Annotated in this window: 11 protein-coding genes and 1 pseudogene; 7 read left to right on the top strand and 5 right to left on the bottom strand. The window is 58.7% G+C overall.

Annotation, left to right across the window (positions count from 1 at the left end; translation table 11 throughout):
• The first annotated feature begins 1,066 nt into the window (after positions 1–1,066).
• The 7 genes from RAB71_RS11365 (at position 1,067) to RAB71_RS11335 (ending at position 12,194) form a co-directional block, all read left to right on the top strand.
• Positions 1,067–1,318, top strand: a complete 252-nt coding sequence (locus RAB71_RS11365) for a helix-turn-helix transcriptional regulator (protein ID WP_010340403.1) — start codon at positions 1,067–1,069, stop codon at positions 1,316–1,318.
• Positions 1,319–1,859: 541 nt separating this feature from the next.
• Positions 1,860–2,264, top strand: coding sequence for an H-NS family nucleoid-associated regulatory protein (locus RAB71_RS11360; RefSeq protein WP_040900571.1), 405 nt, complete (start codon positions 1,860–1,862; stop codon positions 2,262–2,264).
• Between the two features lie 245 nt (positions 2,265–2,509).
• On the top strand, positions 2,510–7,129 hold the full coding sequence (locus RAB71_RS11355; RefSeq protein ID WP_100223984.1) for an RHS repeat-associated core domain-containing protein: 4,620 nt from the start codon (positions 2,510–2,512) through the stop codon (positions 7,127–7,129).
• A gap of 618 nt (positions 7,130–7,747) precedes the next feature.
• The gene (locus tag RAB71_RS11350; protein ID WP_175300572.1) at positions 7,748–8,176 is read left to right on the top strand and encodes a hypothetical protein; all 429 of its coding nucleotides are present in this window, start codon (positions 7,748–7,750) and stop codon (positions 8,174–8,176) included.
• Between the two features lie 249 nt (positions 8,177–8,425).
• Positions 8,426–9,142 (top strand): hypothetical protein, encoded by a 717-nt coding sequence (locus RAB71_RS11345; RefSeq protein WP_138985707.1) that lies wholly within the window; start codon positions 8,426–8,428, stop codon positions 9,140–9,142.
• A gap of 132 nt (positions 9,143–9,274) precedes the next feature.
• Positions 9,275–10,096 carry a hypothetical protein gene (locus RAB71_RS11340; protein WP_138985706.1) on the top strand — a complete coding sequence of 274 codons (822 nt, stop codon included), beginning with the start codon at positions 9,275–9,277 and terminating at the stop codon, positions 10,094–10,096.
• A 1,168-nt stretch (positions 10,097–11,264) separates the two neighbouring features.
• A complete protein-coding gene (locus RAB71_RS11335) occupies positions 11,265–12,194 on the top strand; it encodes a hypothetical protein (protein ID WP_010340399.1) in 930 nt (309 codons plus the stop codon).
• A gap of 391 nt (positions 12,195–12,585) precedes the next feature.
• On the opposite strand, the gene upx is transcribed toward RAB71_RS11335, so the two are convergent.
• The 5 genes and pseudogenes from upx to RAB71_RS11310 all read right to left on the bottom strand — a co-directional run bounded on the left by upx (position 12,586) and on the right by RAB71_RS11310 (position 25,295).
• Complete coding sequence (gene upx / locus RAB71_RS11330; protein WP_234006492.1) at positions 12,586–16,380, bottom strand: anti-phage protein Upx; 3,795 nt, start codon at positions 16,378–16,380, stop codon at positions 12,586–12,588.
• 139 nt (positions 16,381–16,519) lie between these two features.
• Positions 16,520–16,677, bottom strand: a pseudogene (locus RAB71_RS11325) (IS4 family transposase); the annotation flags it as partial.
• 273 nt (positions 16,678–16,950) lie between these two features.
• Entirely contained in the window at positions 16,951–17,820 is an 870-nt protein-coding gene (locus tag RAB71_RS11320; RefSeq protein WP_010340397.1) for an abortive infection system antitoxin AbiGi family protein, read from the bottom strand.
• Positions 17,821–18,233: 413 nt separating this feature from the next.
• Positions 18,234–19,673, bottom strand: a complete 1,440-nt coding sequence (locus RAB71_RS11315) for a hypothetical protein (RefSeq protein WP_138985704.1) — start codon at positions 19,671–19,673, stop codon at positions 18,234–18,236.
• A gap of 258 nt (positions 19,674–19,931) precedes the next feature.
• Positions 19,932–25,295, bottom strand: a complete 5,364-nt coding sequence (locus tag RAB71_RS11310; RefSeq protein WP_010340396.1) for a hypothetical protein — start codon at positions 25,293–25,295, stop codon at positions 19,932–19,934.
• Positions 25,296–25,441 lie beyond the last annotated feature (146 nt).

Below are 25,441 nucleotides of genomic sequence, written 5' to 3'. Positions count from 1 at the left end.
ATCGAATGAGGCTTATGAAATCCAGATGCAATTGGCGAAGCGTTAGTAGCTTCGATTTCACGGCAGAGTGGACTAAGCGGCTTGGTCCACTCTGCCCGACACTGCTAATATTCTGCGGGGATGGTTGCCGAAACGGCAATGGCGCGGGCTTCCTTGCTCTATTCGTCAGCGGATTGCCGATCTGAATCCCAAGCGGAAGTGTTTAAACTCTGTAGGCTTAGTACTTCGCGCCAGTAGGCCCTGCCGAGCGGGGCGATATGCTTCAAGAATACCTGAGAGAGCAGAGATTGCCGAGCGGTCGGCGAAGGTGGGAAGCAATATTGTGCTGGCCCGACTGTATGTTGATGGAATTGATGTGCCAGCCACCGGCTACGTCTGCGCAGTTCCCCCAGAAGTGTCAGAGCAGTCATCTGGTCATCTCCGTCCGTGCGTAGAAAAGCGGCTGCAGCTCCACGCACGGCATACCAGCCTAGATAGCGACGTCTGCATAGGCTGTGGTCTTGCCAGTGGGGATGTACATGCGTGATGAGCGCGCGTAGCGCGCCCAGTTGATGGCGCGCCAACAAGTCGGCCATGTGGGCCTCGGACTCAGCATCGATGAGTTGCCGCCACAACCATAGGCGAGCCGCGTTAGCGGCGGGCTGCGTTGCAATACTATTGATGATGACAAGTAAGTGGGCAGACAAGTCCGATGTGTCGCCAACCCTGTCCGCGTAGTGCCAGCCCCAGGGATCGAGCACGCTTGGCGCAGAAGCAGTGGGCTTTAGGACTCCGGCGCGCGCCAGTTCCTCTAGCAGCAAGCGAGAGAGTGTGGGTGTAGGACTTATCGGCGCCGATTCCTGCGCGGCGCGCACGAATGCATACCAAGCAGTCGCACGTACCAATTGCAGGGCAGGCATGCCCATGCCATGCAGCACGTCGACATATTCGCTGCCCGTCTGACTCATCTGACCTCCTGGTGAGGCTTAGCCAAAGGCTAGCAATCATCTCCAGATCAGTCTACATGATTTTCATGTATTCGGTGAGTGCCTCATAGATTTCAGGCCGCGTTTCTCTCCCCGCGGCTATGAGTTCAAAGACCATCTATCGTGCGGACTACCGAGCACTCGTACTCGGCTTGCGGCAGCAGCGTGAGGCTTTAGGCCTGTCGCAGACCGATGTGGCGCGGGCATTAGGTTGGCCACAACAACGCCTGTCTGCTGTGGAGGCCGGGGCACGACGACTGGACGTCGTGGAGTTTGTTGATTTGGTCGGAGCGCTGGGCATGACGCCAACCGCCGCGCTGCGATTGCTGACTGTCAAAGTATCCGCGCAATAGTGGCTTTAGTTGAGCTGACCTGAAGTAGCGACATGGCTAAGCCTGTATAAAACAACCGGTAATGCGCTGAGCCGAGTCCGTATTGGTCCGACTAGGATCCCATCACTAGATTGGGGATCAATCGAATCGCAGTTCTGGCAACCAAGTCTAAAATCGCTATTGCTCTGTATCTTTAATTCAAGAATTTGAGTCACTCTTTTCCTTCAATTTCGTGATTCTTTTGAGGGATTGCCGCCGCTTATGAGCATAGCAGGTTTAAGCATGGGGCACATTAGTATACCTTTGGTGCATTCTATGATCTTGGATAAATTGTCATTGCCTCCAGATGTGGAAAGTGCTCGCTAGGATGCCCATTAACAGGGCGAAGCACATAATGGCTAATGCACTAGAGCGTTGGCTTGATGGCTTCGTTTGGGTTAGGCTGATTAGCATCTGTTCGACTCAACATCATCAGCTAAGCAGTGATAACGAAAATTTGTTGCAACCAATGTTTAAGGCGGTTAGGCTTGGCATGGAAAAATCTCTATCTTCTTGATCAAGAATGAATAAGTTATCTCTTACAGCCATCTCTAGCGCAAAATCTAAGATCCAAGATGAAATCCGGAAGCTTGAAGAGCAGGAAGTTGCTCTCCGCCAAGAACAGGCCGCATCGGCTTTAACAGAAATCATCGGCTTGCTGTCACAGTACAATAAGCACTTCACCCCGAAACAGAGGGCCGAGTTAGCTGTTGCCATTGGAGCCAGCAACCCGGGCCGTCCCCGCAACGCTGCTCCCGCCCAGGCAAAAAAGGAAGTTGCGCCTAAGTATTGGCTGCCCCATACCCAGGAGACCTGGTCGGGCCGCGGACGCACTCCCTTGGCGTTCAAGGCGTGGGAAGGCACCGCGGCCTACAAGCAGTGGAAGGCAAGCCACCCGGACGAGAAGTTCCCCAAGTATCCGGGCTGAGCGGCAACGGAGATGGATGTGGGTTGTCCGAGTAAGTTGGGAGCCTCGGACTTGTCCTGAGCTACCCAGCGACGGGCCAAGGAGCGCCGAGTAGGTCGAAGGACGACCGTTTGCCGCTTGGTCGTCAGGTGGGAATCTCGCAGGCTAAGAAATCCAACGTCTGTCTCAGAATTTGCAACAAGGACCGGTAAGATGGCGCCGCCAAGAAGCTGCTCGTTGCGGCTGCGGGCCCCACAACTCAATCTATGCTCAAGGACGAAGCTATGCCGAACCCCCACGTGCGTGCCGCCCGCCGTTTCGGCGGTGCGTGCCTGTTGCTGCTTACCGGCGCGCTGGCGGCCTTCCCCAGTGTGGCGGTCACCCCGAAGCGACAATATGGGCCGCCGTATGTCGGGGATTCCAGCAATGGTTCGCAATCGTTTGCGACCGTGAACGAGGCGGTGCAGTTCGTCATCGATGGCGCCATGCGGGTGTGTCAATCCAATGGCTGCGAAAAAACGCCCGTCTTTACTGTGACCTACAGCGATGGCTTTGCGGCTGCGACCGTGTATCAAAACGGGCAGTGGTGGGGCTATGTCTACGCCAACGACAAGATCGTGGGCGAAGGCCAGCCGGTCAAGAACACGGGTAGTTGCAACACCGGGTGCACCGGAGGGCTGGGCCAGGCTGGCGACAACACCGGCCCCCATGGCAGCAGCGGCAACGCCGCGCTGAAGCAAGGCGGGGTGCATCGGGGAACTGCCTTCGAAGGCGACCCGATCAACACGTCCACGGGCAACATGTTCCGCCAGGACACCGACTACGATTCGCCGACCTGGCTGACCCTGCGCCGGTTCTACAACAGCAAGACCTTCGTGACCGCGGTGACGCTGGGCAAGCAGTGGCGCCACTCCTTCGAGCGCCGACTGGATCTGATGCTGTCGGGCGTCGCCAATGGTGGCAGCTTTATCGATGTCCAGCGGCCTGACGGTGTGGTTGAACGGTTTCGTCCCAGCAACGGCGCGTGGGTGCCGGACCCGGACATCGCCGATGCCTTGACCGAGCGCCGCGACAGCGCCGGCGTGTTGCTAGGCTACTCCCTGGCGGTGGCGGCGACCCAGCAGACCGAGCTCTACGACACCGCCGGCCTGCTGCGCTCGGTGTTCGATCGCATGGGCCAGACGGTGTTGACCTTGCAATACAGCGACCTGCCGCCGGTCGCCGGCACCAAGCCCCCGCCGAACCTGCTGCAGCGGGTCACCGATGTGGGCGGCCGCTCGCTGAGCTTCGCCTACGACAGCAACAACCGCCTGAGCACCGTCACCTTGCCTGACGGCGGCACGCTGACCTACGGCTACGACAGCATCGGCAACCTGACCTCCGTGCAGTATCCGGACGGCAAGACGCGCCAATACGTCTACAACGAGGCCTCGCTCACCTCCAACAAGAGTCAGCCGACGGCGCTGACTGGCGTCATCGACGAGAAGGGCGTGCGCTTTGAAACCACGCGCTATGCCAGCAGTGGCGATGCGATTGCGTCGAGCTTCGCCGGCAACGTCGATGCCATCTCGGTCGAGTATTCGGCCTCCACCTCCAACTGGGCCACCCCGGCCGCGGTGACCTCTCCGCTGGGATTCAGGACCTTTCTGACCTACACGGACACCGGCTACGGCTCGCTCAAGCCGACCGGTGCCAGCGTGCCGTGCGGTGAACAATGCAATCAGCCCTGGAAGGCGCTGACCTACGACGACAACGGGTATCCGGCGTCGAGGACCGACTTCAAGGGCACGGTCACCAAGACGACCTATGCCGCCGGTGGCCTGTTGACCCAGCAGATCGATGCGTCGGGGACTGCGCAGCAGCGCACGACGAACATCACCTGGAACACCAGCCTGCGCGTGCCACTGACCCGCACGGTGCTGGATGCGGCCGGCGCCACGACCGCCAAGACGATGTGGGCCTACAACGCCCGCGGTCAGCAGACGGCACGTTGTGACCTCGATCCGAGCGTGTCCGCTGCTGCCAGCTACACCTGCGGTAGCACGCTCAACGCCCCGACTGGTGTGCGTCAGTGGCTGACCAGCTACTGCGATAGCGTGGACGGCACACAGTGCCCACAGATCGGTTTGGTGCTGAGCCAGGACGGCCCGCGCACCGATGTGGCGGACACCACGACCTACCGCTACTACCTGACCGCCGATGAATCCGGCTGCGCCACTGTCGGTGGCGCCTGCCACCGCGCGGGGGATCTGTATCAGGTCATCGACGCGCTGGGCCGGGCCACCACCTATGTGGCCTACGACCGTAACGGGCGCCCGACGCGCACCCAGGACGCCAATGGCCTGATCCGGGACCTCACCTACACGCCACGCGGCTGGACGGACTCAAGCACGCTGCGCGCGAACGCGGATGGCACACCGTCCGACCAGGATCAGACGACGGTCGTGGCCTACGATGAGGTAGGGAATGTCAAAAAGGTGACCGATCCCGACGGCACGTTCGTCACCTATGGTTACGACGCCGCGCATCGCTTGACCGACGTGACCGATGGCGCCGGCAACACCATCCATTACACGCTGGATCCGTCGGGCAACCGGGCCAAGGAAGACACCAAGGACGCGTCGGGCACCCTCACGCACACGCTGTCGCGGATCTACAACCGAATTGGCCAGTTGGCGACGCAGGCCACGGCCGAAGCCGATCCGACCGACTTCAGCTACGACGACAACGGCAACGTGCAACTGGTCACCGACGCGCTCAAGCACAAGACCCAGGCCGACTACGATCCGCTCAACCGGGTCAAGCAGACCACGCAGGACGTGGGTGGCATCGCGGCCAAGACCCAGTTCGATTACGACGCGCTGGACCGCATCGCGAAAGTCACCGATCCCAAGGGCCTGGCCACGGTCTACCAATACAACGGCCTGGGCGACCTGCTGAAGCTGACCAGCCCCGACACGGGCGTGACCAGCTACACCTACAACAGTGCCGGCAACATGGTCACGCAGACCGACGCGCGTGGGACCAAGACCAGCTACCTCTACGATGCGCTGGGGCGATTGGCCAAGGCCACTTACGCCGACAAGGCGCTGATCGCAACCTACACCTACGATGCCAGCCAGAACGTGTGCGCGGCCGGGGAAACCTTCGCGCTGGGCCGCTTGAGCAGGCTGCAGGACGGCAGCGGCACGACCCAATATTGCTATGACCGGTTCGGGCGCGTGGTGCGCAAGGTGCAGACCACCAATGGCAAGGCGTTCGCGCTGCGCTACGCCTACACCAAGGGCGACCGCCTCAGCCGGGTGACCTATCCGGACGGCGCGGTGGTGGATTACGTGCGCAATGCGCTGGGACAGACAACGGAAGTGGGCGTCACGCCCGCCGGCGGCGCGCGCCAAAAACTGCTGAGCGGCGCGACTTACTACCCGTTCGGCCCCAGCGCTGGCTGGGCCTATGGCAACGGCCGGCCGTTGCAGCGCGTGCTGGACAAGAACTACCGCCCACTGGCGATCCAGGACGGCCGCAAGGATGGCCTCAACATCGGGTTCGGCTTCGACCCGGCGGGCAACCTCAATGCGCTGACCGCGCCCGGCAACACCGCACCCGTGGTGAAATTGGGCTATGACAACCTGAATCGGCTGACCGCCTTCAAGGACGGCGCGACCGGCACGGTGATCGACGGCTACAGCTACGACGCCACCGGCAATCGCCTCAGCGCCCAGGTCAACGGCGCCAGCCAGACCTACACCTATCCAACCGACAGCCACCGCCTGGCAAGCGTGGCCGGCGCAGCGCGCAGCTACGATGCCGCAGGCAACACCACGGCCATCGATGGCACGGCCCGCACCTTCGCCTACGATGCGACGGGACGCCTGAGCCAAGCCACGCGCAGCGGCACGTTGGCGATGGAGTATCGCTACAACGACCGGGGCGAGCAGGTGCGCCGGTTCCTCGGCACCACCAACACCTACACCGTCTACGACGAAGCCGGCCACTGGATGGGCGACTACGACACCAACGGCAAGGCCCTCCAGCAGGCGATCTGGCTCGATGACCTGCCGGTGGGCGTGCTGGCAGGGACCGCGCTGAACTATGTGCAGCCAGACCATCTGGGAGCGCCACGGGCGGTAATCGACTCGGTGCGCGACGTTGCCATCTGGGCCTGGGACATCAAGGGCGAGGCCTTCGGCACTACGCCGCCGAACCAAAACCCAGACAACGACGGCACCGCATTCGTGTTCAACCTGCGGTTCCCTGGACAGCGCTACGACAGCGCCACGGGGCTCAACCAGAACTATTTCCGGGACTACGATGCTGGCACCGGGCGGTATGCACAAAGTGATTTGATTGGGTTGGAAGGAGGGAGCGCTACATATGCGTATGTTGATGGTGGCCCTTTAGCTTATATTGATCCACTTGGTCTGAGGAAAGTGGTGCTGGTTGGTCCGCAGAACAAGGAGGATGCCATTGTCTATAAAGGAGCCTTGGCCGACGTAGATATGGTCGGCTACTGCGTTGTCTACGCTCATGGCGCTTGGACACACGTGTCTGATACTCGAGCTGGAACAGCAAACAAGGTTAGATATTATGGTAATAATGCTCGCTCAATGGCTAAGTTTAACGACATCTTGAAGCAGCAGGGATGCAAAGACTATGAGCCTGTCATTCTGAAGGCGTGTAACACTGGTGCTGACCCTGAAGAGCCCGGCATGGTCAATGTGATGACTGGGCTGTCCAGAGTTAGGGGAACCGAGGTCGATGCGCCAACGCGATCCGTTTGGTATACCCCTAGAGGTCCGATGGCGATTCCCTACGGGCACAAAGGTGATATTCACGGCCCTATGGATTTGAGTAACCCCGGCGAGTATAGGAGTGTGAGGCCATGATGCTTAGGGTCTGGTTTTTGGGATGTCTGGTGCTTTTGGTTTCTTGTGGGGAAAACGATCGTGAAGTTGATGCAACTCCCGTTTCAGGTGACGGAAGTTGCAGGACTTTTGATGTTGCGTCCAATCGTGCGAAGGCCGAGAGTGGAGAACTCTCGGCAATCAGAGGGATGCGCGACTATTACTTGGATTGCGTTTTGCACCACAATGGCCCAGATGCTCTACACTGGGGACAGCTGGCTGCTGAGAAGGGCGATAGTCGAGATAGGGAAACTTACGAAAACCTCAAGATGACATTCATACCCAAAAAGTAGTTCGGTTAGGCTCTCCTTGAGTCGAGGTGCATTTGTCCTGATGCGGGATTTTCTGACATAAGAATTGGGATTCGTCTGATTACTGTGGAATGCTACCAGAGCTAGACTCTCGTCATCGTCCAGGCCAATTCACCCACCATTGCTGGGGACGGAGGCTAGAACCTCCACCTAAGCGCCGACGATCAAAGGCCCCGCATGCGGGGCCTTTGCTTTTCGCCCGGCTGGATTGGGGGCCTGAGATCGATCAGGTGGGGAGGGCGGCGTGACGGCGTATGATCCCCAGATAATTGTTAACAGGGAGCCGATCATGTCTAACACTGTCAAACTTGCTACTGCCCGTGAATTGGCCGCTGCCGGCAGCGTTCGCGATACTGTCTTGGTAGGTCAGGAGGGTGGCTATGTAGTGCTGTTCAAGGTAGGCATGCAGGAACGTACGTTGACCACCAAGGACGGCGCCCCTCGTTTGTTCTCCGGCCTCGATGCGGCGGTTCGCGTTCTCCGAGGACAACTTGGCATTGCCCATTACCAGGTCGATGCCAGTGGCTTTGCCATCGGCGAAGCCACCCGGCGCCGAAGGCCCGATCGCGTGGCGGCGCTTAAGCGAACGTATGCCGATGCGGCCTACCTGAGTCACCTGCAGGAGCGAGCCGACGCTGGCCGACGTGATTCAGTTCGTTTCACCAATGATCAGGCACGCGAGAAGGTGAGATCGCTGCGGGAAGGACTCGGCAGCTAATGGCGGTCAACTGGACAGGGCGAGCAGCAGAAGTCCGGTCGGCTTGAACGCATGACATGGAGGTTCATGCGGGTTATAGAAGGCAGCTTCCGAACAAAAGTGGAGTCCGATTTTTCTGGTGCAGTCTCGTGGATCCTGCTATCCGTCAGCTTGTTAAATGAACTCGGGATACCTACCCTCGACTCAAGTCAAGGTGCTGCCATGCGGTCTGCTGTGGATGGTTGTATAACCTGAGCTAGGGCACCAACGATGAAGAACGTTGCAACTTCCATGAATATTGTAAATAAAGAATTGCATTCTAAGTGCGAGAACTTATATAGAAATCTCGATCAGGTCGCCAAGGTTGCAATTGGAAGCGCATACGTACAGCACCTCATACCGCTTGTCGACTTCAGCGGCTACCTTAGGCTAAGCGACGATTTTCCTGACGGCTATACGACGATGATAAGCGCTGATGATCTCAACACGTATCTCAGAGGCGGCGAATACGGCGATATGGTTCGAAGGCAATGTTTGGTAAGCATATGCGCCAGTATGGAGGCCTTCGTGAGCACATTGTTCCCGCTCATTGAATTACAGGAATCTGATGGTGAAAAGTATGGTGAGTTCGCAAAGGATTTCGATCTCGGAATGCAAAACGGAAATAAGGTGCTGAGGAAGATATATTACATATATAGACACCTCAAGTTGGCGCTAAAGTTTAAAACATCTAACTGGGAAAACGCGCAGTGCCCGCAAATGCTGGATGAGATGTTTACGATTCGTCATGTTATAGTTCATTTTGGTGGAATGGTGGAAAAGCAAGTTCATCGTGAACGCATCGGCAGATCCTTTAAAGCGGAAAATGGTGAGATAACGCTTCCGTCGAACTCAATTGATGATTTTGTTCATCGCGTGACGATTAATCTGCATAGCCTTATAAAGTACATTGATTTATACATGGATTATTCTGGGAAAAATGTATGATTGCGTGATAATCTGGTATAAGTATGTCGTGCAATTCGGCTAGTTGTCGCGCACTTCACATGGGTTGCGACGGCTCCCTATATGTTATAAACGGACCATCGGTTCCTACTGGCACTCACTCTGGAATTATCTATGAATCTTCCTACTGTCTACCAACTCGATAGAAACGTAGTGATTGAAATTGAGAAATCGATGGACTTAGGGTGCACGCCATTCATTAATCAAATTAGAGCAATAGATCAGCCTGGAAATATTGTTAGTGCGCTTCTGTCCATGACTGAGGGTCATGTAAAAGAACGTCGTGATGAGCACAGCTTTGCACTTTCATTCGAGCGAGAAACCAAAGCGTTTGATGCGTTCTTTAAGTATGCAAAAACCGACACTTTATCGCTGAAAGAAGTTTTCAACCTTGCCTCTTATTTTATTAACGAGGTTACTTCAAGCCAGGATGTTGATCTAGAATTTATAAAGAAAATACAGAAGGAATTTGCACTCGAGACCTCTCGCGATCTCGCTAAATCGGAATATGAGAAGGCGAGGTCTATAATAATCAAAAACAATCGAAAAATAACCGATAAAATTTCGCTAATGTGTATAGCGGCTGCACTAGGATCGAAGCAAGCAAGAGGTGTTCTCAAGCCAAAGAATAATCCTACTGATTCAGAGGCGTTTAATGCGCTTGCAGATATAGAGAAAATATCACTAGTGAGCTATATGCGCGTCCTATCAATCACCATGGGAACGACAAACAGGATCGAGATTTTCAGTTTCGACCAAGACTTGATCGACTACTACGCACTTGTGAAACCCGAATCTGCGATTATCAATAGCCTTGACTCTCCTCTTGAGGTGAGCTACAGCGTTCCGATCAAGGCACTTCTCGACTCGATGCTTCATCTAAATGGTAAGGCCAAATTACGGGACAAGATAAAAACGGATCTGGAGCAGGCGTGAGCACGAGCAGTTCATTCAAGCAGGCTTCTTCACGACTATGTCTCGACGCACCCTGATGATCCAGAATTACGGGAACACTTCCGTAGATTCATTGTCGAGCCCAGTGGTAACCTGGGCACTGTCTTGCTTTTTGCGCAAACGATGGTATGGCTTGCTGATCATCGGCTGGGCCAAGAACGTACCATTGAGCACTGCATGACACGGTCCTCGGTGCGGACGACCCGGCCGCGCTGCTAGAGGCAATATCGGCGCAGTCGACCACCTGGTCGAGATGTTGGAGCCTGACAACGCTGGTCAATGTAGAAAGCAAGGCTTTTCTGGATGTGATGCTCGCCAGGAAGGCCCGACAAACTCAGCGACATGTACATGCTCCGGTTGAGCGCCAGCCGGCGGGCGACGGGCGACGGGCGGCAAGGTGCAGCGAAACCGCGACTTGGTTGAGCAATTCTTAAGCTCGCCGACACGGCTCGGCTGGCGTGGGGCGCATATGTAGACCTACTTCAGCGCTCCCGGCATCTGGTGGATGCTTTGATAGGTGTCTCGCCTGCGTTCGCGATCAATGTGCCGGTCGATGCACCCACTCTGCGGTGGGAAACCTACACCCTTTCCGCAGCGTGCGCGACCTTGACATGTTCCCGTTCGCGGACGATCTACTGGAGCCTCTCAAGCGCCTGCAGAAAATGGTTGCCGGCAATCCGGTCGGACGCGCCCGTATGCAATCGCTTAAGCTACGAATACGGTTGATGGAGGGTCGTTCGCAGCGCGAGGTTTCGGCCAGAATAATCAGCTGGTATGGCGCGGGAGCTTGTAACGCCGTATGGCACAGGCTTTGCTGCGCCTGTCCGGCCTCACTGCCGTGTGTGCGGCCAAATTGCCGATCAGTTGCTCGCATCGGTTTTGACCGTTCGGCCAACTCGGTAACGGCAGCCTGACCTCCGACCTGTCTTTACTTGCCACTCTAAGATCGACTCAAGAAGAGCTCGACTTGCGCAGACCGGGCTTTGGGAGCACTATGGACTCGAGGGCTTCGTCGGCCTGAGCTTCGAGCGGCTCCAACCTGACGGCATCAACTGTAAGTGCGTTACTCACTTTAGCCATCACCCGATATCCCTGGGCGTCGGCCAAGTAATCGCTCGATTGGTCCGGCACATCACCATGGAGAAATCGCGTGAACATTGGCCTTTCCGACATCACCCACTCCTTTCGCTCGCTCAGCGGGTCTTCCGGCCTATCCATCAAACATGGACATGCGCAGCAGCTTTTGGCCGCAGCGCTCGGCTACAAGACGCTTGCCTCCTACCAGGCTGCCAGGGCTTGTGGAGGAGAACCTGAATACTTCGAACAGATTCGTCACTTTGTGCTTGATCGAGCCTGCGCAACTCAACGCGCCACTGAGCTGGGTATCGAATACGGCACCGATCAGTTGTCGCACCTGCTGACCAAGGCATTCACAGACCGGCTGGCTGGAGTAGTACTCCATAGCTCCTACAGCGATCTCGATGCCTACATCCGGAAGCAGATCGAGCATTTGGTAGAGAACAACGGCCGTGTCATTGGCCAGATGGACGAGCTCAATCACGACGGCATTGCAGAAGTCTACTTCGATCCGGAAGTTGACTTTGAACAGATCCAGATTGGCACGTCGCTCTCCGCCGACATCCCCGGCCATATGAACCTCAATCAGGATCCTGAGCGTCCCTACACCGGCACGAAGATCGACTTCCGTTTATTCCTCTCCGTTGAGAGACTGGGAATGCGCTGTTACAGCAGTGTTGAGTATGAGGTGACGGACGTATTCTTGAGGGTGCCCTGGCTCGACGACCATGATGACGATGGTGAGCCTCCAGTTCGCACCAGGGCCGAAGTTTTCGCCGAGCTTCTCGGCTGGGACGCTGACGAAGTCGACGATCTTCAGGACGTGGATGAGCTGCCGCTTGATGGCAATAGTGGTGAAATGATCTACGGCTATTTGATCGATTTCACAGACTACGCCAGCCCTGCCGTTGCAGCCCGGATCGTGCGGGAACACGGAACTCTGCAGTTCCGGGTTGGTCCGGACTTCTTCGACGGTGTGCGCTACGACGGATGGCCGCACTAACTGAGTAGCTATCGTTAGCCGGGCAGTAAACCAAAGAAAGATGATCTATGCGGACGATCCAGATCCCAAACTGTGCCTCGCGCGCAGTTTGGGGCATCTGCCCGGCTAGTGAGCTGTTGAAGGCGAGCGGATCCAAGTCAGCATCGATTGAAGAACCCGAGTCATTGGGCAACTCTCCTGCGTTACAGCACCGCGCACCAATCATGGAACGAACTGACTTCTCCTGGCGCTCGAACGGGATGGTCAGTTGGCATGGCTGCCTTCCGGCGCGATGAGCTAACCCTATGCGCGCAACACGCTCCGCATCGCTCGCTGCCAGCGCCGGCTGATGCATTCTTACGCCCTGATCGCGTCCCGTGATGCAGGCGCCTCGCGTCCTAAGGGAGTTCGATTAGGGACCGGGACACCGGCACTGGCCGAACTGCGCCCCAAACTGATCCAAATCGCCGACGAATGTGCCTTCCAGCGCCGGAATGGATGCGAACTGCATCGGCACGATGCCGGCCACGAGCAGGCACGACCTGATCTTCGGCGCCGCGATGCCGGTGAAGCGAGTGACAGCGGGCAGGTGAGAGGCAGCGCATTCCACCCGCATTAAGTGGCGCTTGAGCTTGTCGGGCTTGCCATTCTTGAAGCCGCCTTGGTAATCCGACAAGAGCGCTGCAATTTCAGAATAGTTCCGACGAAACGACAGGTCCTTGCACTCGATGATGAAGACATCTTCACCGCCGGGGCACCAGGCGAGGACGTCCACATCACCGTAGTCACGGTCGAGCTTGGCATTGAGAACGGCCGTCAGCTCGATCCCGGCACGGACCTCCCAGCCCGCCGCGCGAAGCTGATCGGCGACTAGGGTATTGAAGGTATGTCCCTCGTTGGCTTTTCCCCACCACGCGTCGCGCATCGCGGGGGTCTGGAAGAAGCTCTGGTCCAGGGTGCCATGAAGTGCGCCGCGAAGAAGATAGAAAAAGCCGCTTCTGACCATGCGGGGGGCGAGCATATACAGGGCATCATCGTCGTCGTTCATCTGCACGATCGGGCGAGTTACGATCGAGAGGCGGCGCCCGAAGCGCCAAGGAAGAATTTCGCGCGACTTGAAGCCTTTGGGTGGCTGCGCCCAGCGAGGGCGTCGAGCTAAGAGGAGCTGATCGATGAATCTCTCCGCGGTCGCAGCGTCGCTTCGGCTTGCCAGAAGCGAAACGAGCTCGCCGCGCCTGATTTGCAAGGTCGCGGCGCGACGCTTGATCGCGTAGTCCTCGATCACGTCGAGAAAGTTGCGTGCTTCATCAACGCCGAAGCCCATTTCCCCCTGCCAGGCTTCCAGAAACTCAGGGTCCAGGAGGTGTTCCGTGCGGTCGACGCCCTCTTGGGGTCCGTAGTGGCGACGGAAGCCGCCGGCAGAGTCGACGTAGTTGCTGCCCACGGCCCGGCTGAGCATAGGGACCACGACTTCGCGCCCGAACTCATCTCGAAGGAGGATGTCGCCCAGCGCGGACACGCGCAGATGTGGCCGCAATACGCCGTAGTGGATTCCGTCCGACAGTCCGCCCAACCGGGTCACGAGCTCGACCTGTGCCAGAAGCGCCTGAATTTGCAAGTCATCCGGCAGGCGCCCACCGGTGGGCGGTGCCTCGCAGGCGGCGATTTCAACAAGAACGCGGCTGGTGATCGCGGCCCCGGCCAACTTGGAAAGCTGCTCGACCACGACATCGCGCACCTCCTGCGAATCGCCGTGCAGGCCAAGGACCGCCGCCGCCGTCCGTTGCCACTGCAGCTCCCGGACATGGGCGGCTTCGTGGTTGAGCAGAAGCCGTTCAACCAACGCGGTTCGATCGAGCTCACCAAGGCGGCTTGTCAGCTTGCCCACCTGCGCGTCGACCAGCCGATTCAGCAGTCCGACGCAGGCTTCCGCGCCCTCGACGTTGTTGTCGCCATCATGGGCTGACCAGCCTAGCCCGAGGCGCTGCGTCGCGCTCTCGATCTCGTCGATTCCTAAGACCTCGCCAGGCAGCGCATCCCGGACGAAATCGGTGAAATCATTCGCGTGGAGAACGTGGAAGTGCCGACCCGTCTCGTTGGGCAGAAGCGACGCCACGAGCACGTCGACTTCCGCGTCAGAGTATTCGACGTAGTGGATCCGAAAAACCGCCTGGAGGATCGCGGTCACCAGAGCGCGCTCGCCGGCGTTGGTCGGTTCCCTCCATGCATGGAGGAACCCGCGTGCTGCGTGCACAGTGACGGCTTCCGCACCGACCACTTCAACCCGCAGGAGCTTGAGCGGATCGGTAGGAACCTGAGCGTCGACAGCGTCCAATTCTGACTGGACATCCTTGAATGCGATGGTGATCTCCACCGCGCCTTCGATGTCGGTGTCGTCCTCGAGCGCTGCCGCGATCGATGCACCCCAACGGCCGACCATGTCCCAGAGCCGGAACTCGGTATCGCGCGAGGACACGCCCGGTGAATCGACACGGAGCCAAAGCGTCGTGCGCCCCTCGCAGGCGGCCAACAACGTGCCAGATCGGAGACACTCGGTGCATGCGTAAAGGCGCTCGGCCGCGGGATGGGAGAACAGCGAGCCGCGGTCGACCCGATGCAGGTGATGGGGCTCCCTCCTTGGATCGAGCCCGACGTGAGCGTCGACGTTCCGATCGGCCTCTGCCCTGAGATCCCGGAGCAGGTTCAGAGGCAGGGACACCATCAGCCGCTGCTCCGGGGAGATGCGCCCATCGTCGAGGTCGCCGTGGGGGACCAGGTGCCCGTCGTTCTTCTGCGTCCAGGCGAAGAGGTTGAGCACGCCATTTACGTTCATCAACTCGACGCCGGCATCAACCAGCGCCTTCTCAGCTGAGAGCAGGCGCCACAGACGCTGGATCGACATGTCTTCCATGCTACTGGCGCGGACGAGGTCAGCTACCGAGATCGCATCGCCACGCCAACGCGCGTCGTCAGGGCGCGTCACCGGGATGACCATGCCCTGGCCCCATCCGCACATGACGACGATATGCATCCCACCCCGGAAGTCATCCTGATTCTCAAGTTGCCGGGTATTGGACGCGATCGAGTAGTTGAGGGCCTTCTGCAGCGTCGGATGGACGTCGATGGGACGCTTGAACCAGCCCAGCTCATGCGATGCCACGGACGGCAGCACAAAGTGGAGTACGACGAAATGGCCTCGGTCGAAGGGAACAACGACTCCGGCGAGCGCGCCGCCCTCGGTTGGGTGCCAGAGCACCGGGCAGCCTGACTTCCACCCCAGCAACTTCGTTTCCGCGATAGCGTTCGACAGTGCCCGCGCGTAGTGACCGTCGAAGTGCCAGGCCTGACGGGTGCCCAGCACGAGGTCGATGACCCGTTGGCGGATCGCAACGCTGACCGCTGTAGGGAGCGCCAGAACCACGCCATCGGGCACGCTGATCAGCGGCCGACGTTCGAGTTCGCTGACTCCGGGCTCTTGGTCCATGAGCTCTACGACGTGCTGGGGATGCAGCAAAAACGGCGCGAGGTTCTCGAGTGCGACGTCGCGTTCTTGTAGTGCCGCGTGTGTAATCGTGGCGCGGGCGCGCAGGTCGCCGGCCGTTGGGAGGGAGGACATGTCGAGTGCATCAGGCCGCTCATCGGAGCCAGTCTGATACCTCTCCAACCCGGCTCGCATGCACACGATTTCTGCGACACTGAGTAGTGCGCGTACGCTATCGCGTGCGCTTCGATAGATGCCCGTGTCCGGCATGCCGGACAGGACGTCGAGTACGCGCTGCGTGTAGAAACCGGCGGACTCCCACAAGCCCTCCAAAATTCTGAATTGCTCGCTTGAGGTGGTGACCAAGGTCACCATGACGTCTTCGGCCGCGTCCTCGCCTGCGGCGGCGCCTGACGCGCCAAGCATCGCGAACCATCGTGCAAGGTCATCGAGCATCGCCCGGCGCTTGCCGCGTGCATGCAGCACCACGAGGCCGGCGAGCAGCTCGATCCTCAAGCCGGATGACTGGTACGCAGGTGCTGTGAGCAGACCTGCCACGAGGGCAGAGCTGGTGTCCCGGTCGAAGGCGGCTATATCAGACACTAGCTGCGGAACCTTGTCGCTCAGGGCGCGAAATGGCAACTGCATATTGGCCTCGCGCATTTGCTCCTGCATGAACGCCTCGAAGGCGTGCATATCAAAGGGTACGTCTTCGGGTTCGGTCACAGGCAAGGGCTCGCTTTGCTAGGTGCATTATGCCGAAGGGAGCTGCGATCGGATCGCAGTCTGAGGTTTCCCCAATTTTCATGTTACGAACCGCACGTTCTGGCTGGTCTCAGATGACAGCTAACGTAGGATCCAGTCGCTTCAGCGGCGCATGATACGTTCGACTCCCAGCCAGCTTCGGGCCAGATCGATCAGCACCAGGCGGAGACCCACCAACAGCAATGTTTGCTGGCTTAGTGCATGCATCGGCGACAGTGCCGACTTCAGGCATCTTTGCAATACTTGTCTCGCGCGCATGTCTGCGATCCTCATTGTTATGGTAACCGCGAAGATCGCGCCATGCGCGCTCTTGTAACCAAAGCCGCTGAAAAATCTTGAATGCCAAGAACTAAAGTGGGGAAACCTCATGGTTGGAATGATTTCCGATGGAAGAGAGCGGACATCGGGAGGAGCGGGGTCTATATAGGTTTATCTCGAGTAGGAGGGAGCAACTTCAAGTCCAGAACAAATTCGCATAAATTTTCGGCTGACTGCGGAGGTGATTTATATTATGAAGCTCTCGTCTAGACTTTAAAAATCATTAGCTATTTGCTCGGCGCTCAAAATGCGACTGGCTAGGCGTTGGACATCCACAGTATCGTATTTTGGCTCTTTTGATTCTTTAATGTGCCGAATGATTTCGTCCCGTTCGCTCTCGGACTCTACGATGATGTAGTTGATGTCGTTAGGATCAAAGTGCAAAGGAATACTTCCGCATTCTCCGTTTAGATAAGCCCTCTTGCCAGGGTCCTCCATTGCCTGCGCCGCCGCGAGCGGCCAGACAGTGTTCCACGGCGGAACGAATCGCCATTCGCGCTCATCAGCAAAGCGGTAGTTCTCGTTCTTAAGCTCTCCTTGCCTATACAGTGGAGCTTCGTAATTCTTCATGTAACGATGCAGTTCCATTAGCTTGGAGTGCGTGCCGTCAATGTCGAACTGATCAGGCCAGGTAGTTGCTGCCTGTTGGTTCTCTTGTAAAAAAGGGGAATCAGCAGCCCTAGGGTGCAAGTGCTCTCGCAACCTCCAAATTTCCCGTACGGCTGCAATATAATCACCAGTCAGACTAGCTTGTGAGCTGATGTAATACACAGGATTAACGCCATTACGCGCAGCCCACTCCTTTTTCATGCCAAGGCCGTAGCGTCCGTAATTCGTCATGTGACTTCGCAATTCCGACAGGCGAAGGTCACAGAAGGACACCATGGGGGCTGCAAATTCGATCTGCCCCCCTCTATGTATTATTCGCTCGCGCGAGTATGCGACGCGGAAATTCGATTGGAGGATTCCGCGCAGTGCTTGCTTGTTGGTAAAATGGAAAAGCGTCTGCGGTGCAAGTCCCGGAGTCTGACAATTCTGGCAGATGGCGGGTGCTGCTGCCGCCTGTTGGATGTCTCTAGTCATCGATTTCTCCATGATTGCTTATTCGGCAACCGAATTATATCTGGATGATTGCTTTCCGGAAGAGATTGTTTGGCGCATTCGATTAAGTATGCGGTACCAGGCGCTGCCGGATGGTCCGATGCCGTAGCAGGTAGTAAATTTTACAAGTTTTATGCAACTACTACCTGATCCCGACGATTCCCGGCTTGAGTCATATGCAATTCGGCAAATTATCGGGGTAGGGGAGGCCATTATGGCCGTGCGCTGCCAGCCTGCACGCGCATGGAGGCAGAACGCATGAGATAGGAACGTCATTCGGGCGTACGCATTCCAATAGTCACAGCCAATTGAGGCCATCGGTCGCTTTTTCGCTTTTTTGGGGTCCGCTAAGAGGTGCGGGCGGAGACAGTGAAGGAACAGGCATAGCGTAGCGGTCAGGGAAGGGCATCCCCTATGGTAGTCACCTGCGCTCCGTCGCCCCGATGGTCACCATCTGCAGACTGTCTCGGCACAGGAGGGAAATGCACATCTGGCCAAGCATGCTGCTGAGCGTCACACGGAAAGCTGTAGTCGCAGTGATTCCCCCGATAACCTATGAGGATGAAGACCAGACGATAAAATAGGTCCAAGCACACATGGAAACGGTCGATGTGTTCCTGCAATGCAAGTTCATCATTGGACAAGACGCCGCCATGCGCAGATGCGTGACGCATTCCAGACCATGCGTCTAGATGCCGCTGTGACAAGACGCCTTGCTCGATAAGACGTCGTAGGACATCACCTACCCTCGGCCGCCTGGCGTTGCCAATGCTTGATAGCACACACGCCCGGGCACGTTCTTCCAGATCAGCGTCCTTAAGGATGGGCTTTGCACGGTCCAATTGTTGGATGAAGACATCATCCACATCGTGCTCGTTGGCGAACGCCTCATTGAGAAGTCCTTCAACTGCCACCGATAGCACGAGGGCACTGTTCTCGATGTCGCTTTCCCTGGCGCGCAATATTCGGTGCCAGTGTCTGAAAATCAGCTCACTGTATCCTTCCCGAGGGCGATTGGATTCTTTAGTGGAGCCAGTGGCATGCAACAAGAACGCGTGCAAAAACGCGTGAGTGTCATCGGCGCTTGGCCGCAGATTCCGAATGGGTGGCATGAGCCGATGCGTCATGAGTTCCTTTCGCCGCGTCGCCAATCGTAGCGTCTCCCGGTCGCCTTCCACGATGGAATACTCGGGCGGTTCGACGGGGTGGCCCAAGACAATGCACAAGGCTCTCCAAAAATGCGTGAAAGCAGGTTCGGCTGATTCGCCTTTGATAAAGAAGTGGAGCATTACCCCGCCTTCTTCTTTCTTTGCGCGCCAGTAAAATGGCTCTGACTCGTACTCAAATCTATCCAGGGCGCCTCCCAGTTCGCCTTTTGATGTCCAGACGTGCCAAGGGAGATCCACGCCACCGGGAATGAAGATGGCGACCATGGCGCTCTCCGTGCGCTGCTGGCGTTGCCAATTGGTCTCGATCCGCCAAAGTTTCACGCGCGCATGAGTACCGTTGGTACCGTGGTCCATATCAGCAGACACGCGTTCGGCGCGCCATTCGTCGCCAGCCAAAGTCCACGCTTTAAGATCGTAGTAGGCCGTTTCTGGGATGAGTCGTCCCGCGACCCAAGGCCGATTGAAATCCAATGTCATGGCCGTGGCGAAGTCGCGTACTTCATGAGCGACCACGTGCAGAAGCAACTCGCCATTGCTGTTCTGGGACAAGAAGCCCCCGCCCGAGATAACGCGAGGCGTGTCAGTCCCCCGCTGACGCAATTCGCAGCAAGCGAATGCCTGCTCGAATCGCCCTTCGGTCAACGCAGCCAGTCGCTTTCTGTCCATTCCTTCTCCGTAAATTGGTCGATCTCAGCATGAGTAAAAGCGTTGAACGAGGTGATGCTCGCTGATTGGATATCCTAAAATTCAGTCAGTAGACGAAGAACCGCTATTTTTTTAAAGAATCCTCTAGGGGCCGAGAATCGCGAAAATTTATCGGGGGTAGTTGAGACCGATTCTTGCCATGCGAACGCAGCTTTAGCCCGTCAATTGGCTGGCTTGTGCGCAGGCTAATAACTAGAGCGACTCACGACGTGGTGTTCTTCAGGTGTTCAGACGAATGTCACGAAATCCCTCCCCCAGTTGCAGGGCGGCGCTGCGACGGTCGCCCATGTCGATCAGGTGGTCGAGTATTCGAAGGAAGGCCTGCGCCAAAGGAGCGCTCATAGGTGCGTCCCGATGGGACAAGTACTGAATGAGGCCGGCGATTCGTGCGTAGAACAATGTGCCGCGCCAGCCAGGCAGCGCCTCGGGGCTAGGTGCAAGGATTGCCAGCACCTGATCCGCGAAGGCAGCGGAGGGGTAATGCGCTCGTGATCGTTCGCAGAGCGTAAGGTACGAATTCATGATGGGAACTGCCCAACCCGCTGCACGCACGTACCGATCCACCAGCGGCATGATCCTTCCAATCTCTGACCAGTCGCCATTGACGTAACGGCTGGCAAGCTCAGCACGCTCAATCGACACGAACATCAAAGTCTCGACGAGCTTGGGCAAATCGAATCCGGACAACTCGCCCGCACGATAGCTGTCCCGCTTGAACGTCCGGTCCGCTAGAAGGCGTGTCAGGCAGAGATCGAGCACAGCGACTGCGTCAGCCGGCACCGCTTGCGCATCATAGATGTAGCTACAGATATACGCGCTAGCAAACGGACTCAGCATGGCCCAGCAGTTCTCGTCTTCCAGTTGCAGCACTGGTTCGAGGAAGCGCGGCTGGAAATCCGAGAGGGGAACGCAGCCGGCTACATTACCGAGCTGAGATCCGAGGGCGTGCGTCCATTCGAAGATGCGCGTGGCCGCTCGGTCGCGTCGCCCTCTCTCCACCCAGGGTGGCGCGTTCTTTTGGATAGTCCAAGCTAGGACGTCGGCGAGGAAATCGAGCAACGAGTTGCGTGTGTCGCTTTGCAATATCCCGCTTATGGGCACCCGTGCGAGTACTTTGGCGGCGTATGCGGAGTGCCACTGACTGGCAGGTTCGATCCAGCGTTCCTCAGGATTCGACGCATCGCCAACTTCGTAATCTTCATACGATTCCTGTCCGCGCCGCACCCTGGGCACTGATTTCACCCATGCCGGCGGTGGACGTGGAATGTCGGAAAAATCGGCTCCACGGTCGTAATGCAAGCGGGCCATGCGCAGCGCTTCCACCGCCTGTGGGGACAGCTCGATTACGCCGGGGTGCTGACGACTGCGGAGGCGGGTAGGCAGCACGTGACACCGCGAGAACGCGAGGAACAAGGCCGCCAGCGTCAGCTTCGGATCGACGGCCCACAAGTTGCACGCCTCTTCAACGGCGGCCAAAGAAACTGCTTCGAGTGGATGTACCACCAAGGCCAACAGGTCGCCGGCAGCGGTGAACGCTGCAGTTTTTGAGCGCAGATCTGCGGCGAGGCCGTGGGCAGCGAAGATGCCGTGATGCCATGGGATCACCGATCTGGGCGACCACCAGTAATGGACCTCCTCCTTCAGTAGGGCCGCACGCCGCAGGACGGCGCGCGCCCACTTCAACTGGTCGCCAGTGGCCCCCTCACGAAAGGTCAGGGTGACCGCGGCCGTTGAGGCCACTGCGCCACGATGCATGGCGATGGAATCACCGCGATCGCCCCTCGATCCTCTGAACAAGTCTGGCGCGTCGAGCTCTCTAGCGGCCGCTACGGCATCACTTAGGCCGAGCCGGCCGTCGAGCGCGCGTTTCTCAAAGGACGTGGATGCCCACGTCCACAGATTGGCGATCGACAAGTACTGCGTCGCTTGCTCGAGTTTGGCGACGTTCTCCGGCTTGGCGGCGGACGGGCTGACGTGCACCAAAGTGATCTGCTCGTTGTCGGTCCGGTAAGCCTGGTAGGTGGATTGGTCGGCCAGCTCGGCGTACTTCGTCGCCTGCTCGGCGAGTTCACGCTGCACCTCGGGATCCTCGCGATCCTCCTCGTGCTGATAAGGCAGCTGTTCTGAGAATGCCTCGATGGCACTGCGCGCCTGCGATCCCAACGGTTCTGCGGCGAATACGAACCGCGGCACCATTCCCCGAAGTTCAAGCTTGCGGACCGGGCGTGCATTTGCGGTCCGCAATGCGTCTTGGTGAGGCTGGTCCGATGCGTGAGTGAATCCCATCAGATTGCTGGGCGATAGGTCGTCCGCGAAGCGCTGGCGGTCGGCCGCCAGGAGACGCTGCGACGTGAAGATCGGCAACGTCGCAGCGGACACCGTTTCAGTTTGCAGGGCGAGCATGGCCGCGGCACCGAGGACGGCGATGCAATCGTTTCCCGCCACGATCTGCTGGATGAGGTCATCGACGGGGGTGCCGCGTTCGACCTCGCCAAGACACCACTCTTCCAAGGCGAGGAAGCCGCACCCAATCGCTTTCGGGGCCCATGTCGAGCGGCACCACAGGTACTCGCGTTCGCCGCCCCAGAACGTCTGCTGCCCCCATGGGAACGAAAGCTCCAGAGGCAGCGGCGTGCGGCGCGACTCGTTGTCGATACGATGCAACTGCCGCCATGCCGCGATGGCGTGGTTGCACAGCTCACGCAGCAAGTCCAAGGCGTGCTGCGGTGCCTGGCGAAACAGCGATGCGAAGGGCTCACGCAGCGGCGAAGGCGGCCAGAAGCTGCGATGATCGTCGTAGATCGCTAGCTGTTCCCAGTCCGAGGAACTGAACTCACCGACACTGCGGAAGTGGACCGCGGACCAGCGCGCGCTTTCGACGCGGTTCAGCGTTCTCGACTGGTCGCTCAACAGGGCTTGTCGAGCCGCGATCGTGCTCTCCTGCTCGGCCTTTTCACGCGCAACGCGGTGTTCCGGTAGTTCTTCGCGCAGGTGCGCCAATGCCAGTTCGACCAAGCGCTGCGGAAGCGATTGGGCCAAGCGTGGTGAGAACTCGACGATGCCTTCAAACGCGTCGCGACGAATGCGAGGCGAGGCAACCGCGCGTAGCAGTAGGGCATCCGCGATGCTCGGCTCGGCGAGCGACGAGCGCAGGATGAGCTGGATCAGCGCCGTTCGGAACTCACCGAGGTCTTGCACCTTCTGCCAAAAGGCCGAGTTCTCATCGGGGCCGCTGGCGTTGCTGATCGCATCTAAAGCGGCGAGCCATTGATCGCACTGTTCGAGAAGCCGCCGAGAGATCACGTTCGGGTAGCCATCGAAAACGTTCTGCCAGAGCTCGAATACGGCAAGCACGGTCGGGTACAGCGCTTGCGGAATCGCCTGTATCCGCACCAACAGAAACACGAGCAGGCGGCGCGCTGACGCGAGGTCGGAGGGCCAGCCTAGCAAATCGGCGATGCGCTCGCGCCGCTCGTCCGGAAGCGTGCCGGCGAGCACGGTGGAATTCGGCGTCGTCTTCTCGGCTTGGAACCAGACGAGCGCCTTGCGCAGCAAATCGAAGTCGTCCCGGCCAACCACCGCCCAGTAGGGAGCAGGATCCGCTTCGAAGGCGACGGTGCCCAATGGCGCCAGTAGCCAGGCCCGGGTCCACTGGGCCCGCAGATCCGAGGCCCGCGTCTGCGCCAGGTAAGCGGCCCAGGCGTCGCCATAGCTGTACTCCCATTGCGAAGCTAGCTCGACGACACGTGCAACCGCAGGCGGTTCGCCGGCTACGCGGATCGCGTCGATCCAGTCAGGCCCCAGGTCTGCCAGCACGTGGAAGAACGCCCATTCGAAGAAGATGTCATGGGCAAACTGGACGCTGATGCCGTGCCGCGCATGTTGGAGGATGCCGTCGGCGCGGAGCTCCTCGATGCAGTCGGTAGACGGGAGGTCACCCAGCCGGATCGGCCGACTGAGCTCCTTGGCCCGCGCGCGCGCCAGGCCGAGTAAGGCCCGCTGGCGCGCAAACGCGTTTTGCCCCGCTGCGTTGTATCCGCCGCGCGTCCACCAGTGCTCGATCAAGTCGATCTCCGCCCGTGGGACGAACTCGGGGCCGTCGGGTGTAGCGACAAAGCTCTGGTCGAGCACCTTGGCAAAGAAAGGGCGACGGACGATCTCACGCACGGCCTCCGCCCCAAACAGCAGCGGCCGTAGATGCGGCTTGGCCTCGGCGAGCGCGTCGGCCTCCGCCTCGCTAAGCGCGCCGACAGTGAGCGTTCCGACCGAGAGGCTGGCCAAGGCCCCGCCGAGCCAATTGCGCAGCACCTCGATGCCAGTGTCACGCAAGGAGGCGACGATGCGCCAATGCGTCAATTTCGGCGATGTTGCGATGGTCTGGATAACCTGCAGGAAGACCGGTTGCTGCGCAGTGGCGACCCGGTCGATCGCGTCAACGAACAGCGTCGGGGTGCCGACCGCGGCGACCTCCACCAGCAGCGTCTCCAAACTCGTCGCTGAGAGTCCCTGCGAGATCGCGTAGCCGTTCCAGCTGACGGCGTCGACCTGTTCCGCCTTGAGGAAGAGCACCGGCCCTTGTACGAGCGCCCGCCGTACCGCCTGTTTCACCACCGCCGATTTGCCGCTACCCGGCAAGCCGCGCACCTGCACGAACCGAGCGTCGACGAACTTCTCGTCGAGTGCTTGCAGGTATTGGCTCCGATCGATCCAGGCGCCGCCGATGTCGTCGACGATCAGGTTCGCCTGACTGTGGGCCAGCTCGGTGAGCCGGCCGAGATCAGCTTGCAGGGACGGCGCGGCGCGCAGCTGAGTCAGCGGAGCGAGCTCGCGAAGCAGGCGCGCGCGATCGAACTGGCCGGAAGTACCGGCCGCGGCACGGGCCAGTTCGACCAAACGCGCCCACACCATAGGTGCGTCTCCGGCCGACTTGGGTGCCAGGCAGCTGCGGATGAGGTTGATGGCGTGCGACGGATCTACCGAACCCTCACGTAGGAAGTCGAACTGGATCAGGACGAAATGGGCCAAGAACCGATGCAGTTCCTCGCGAGTGCAGGCGGTTGTTTTCGCCGCAGCAAGCAACTGTTCGATGGTGGTCCTGACCTTCCAATGGTCCTCGCTCGCGCTTCCCTCTGGCGCAAAGCGGGCGTCGAAGTGGTCGGCCGTTAGGCTATCGCGCGCCCACTCGCAAATAGTCTTCAAAGCGCGGCCCGGCACAAGGGCGACTTCGCCGACGGCGGCGCCATAGCGATCGATGTCGTCGCGGAAGTCGGGCTTGTGCAGGGTCGCCCAAGCGTCGCGAACAATGTCGCGAAAGTACGCATTGGTGGCGGCCGCGCTAATGGTCAACGCGCGCTTTACCTGCAGGCTGAGGCGTGCGATCCGCCCAACCGTATCGGCAAAGTCCACGATCACATCATCCAGCGGTTCACCGAAATCGCGTTGCTGGACGGAGAGGAGCACTACGATGCGATCATCGACGCCAGGGGCGTACGCTTCGGCCAACAACGCCGCCAAATAGTACGCAGCCGCGTCGCCCTCGTACGTGAACCCTTCACCGCCGGCAAGTTCTGGAGATTGCGGCATACCAACAGATCCTTTGTTGTTTTATTTCGATTGCGTCAGAAGCGCCAAACTAGTTTTTCCGACGGCGTCAGGCCGCACACATTGCGCCTATGCGATTCCTCTACATGCAAGAAGGGTATAGCTAAACTCGGATAAGGGCATTCCAA

Source organism: Xanthomonas sacchari (genome assembly GCF_040529065.1).
GTDB lineage: Bacteria > Pseudomonadota > Gammaproteobacteria > Xanthomonadales > Xanthomonadaceae > Xanthomonas_A > Xanthomonas_A sacchari.
Note: the sequence above shows the minus strand (reverse complement) of the source record. Positions and strands in the feature narration are given on the sequence as shown.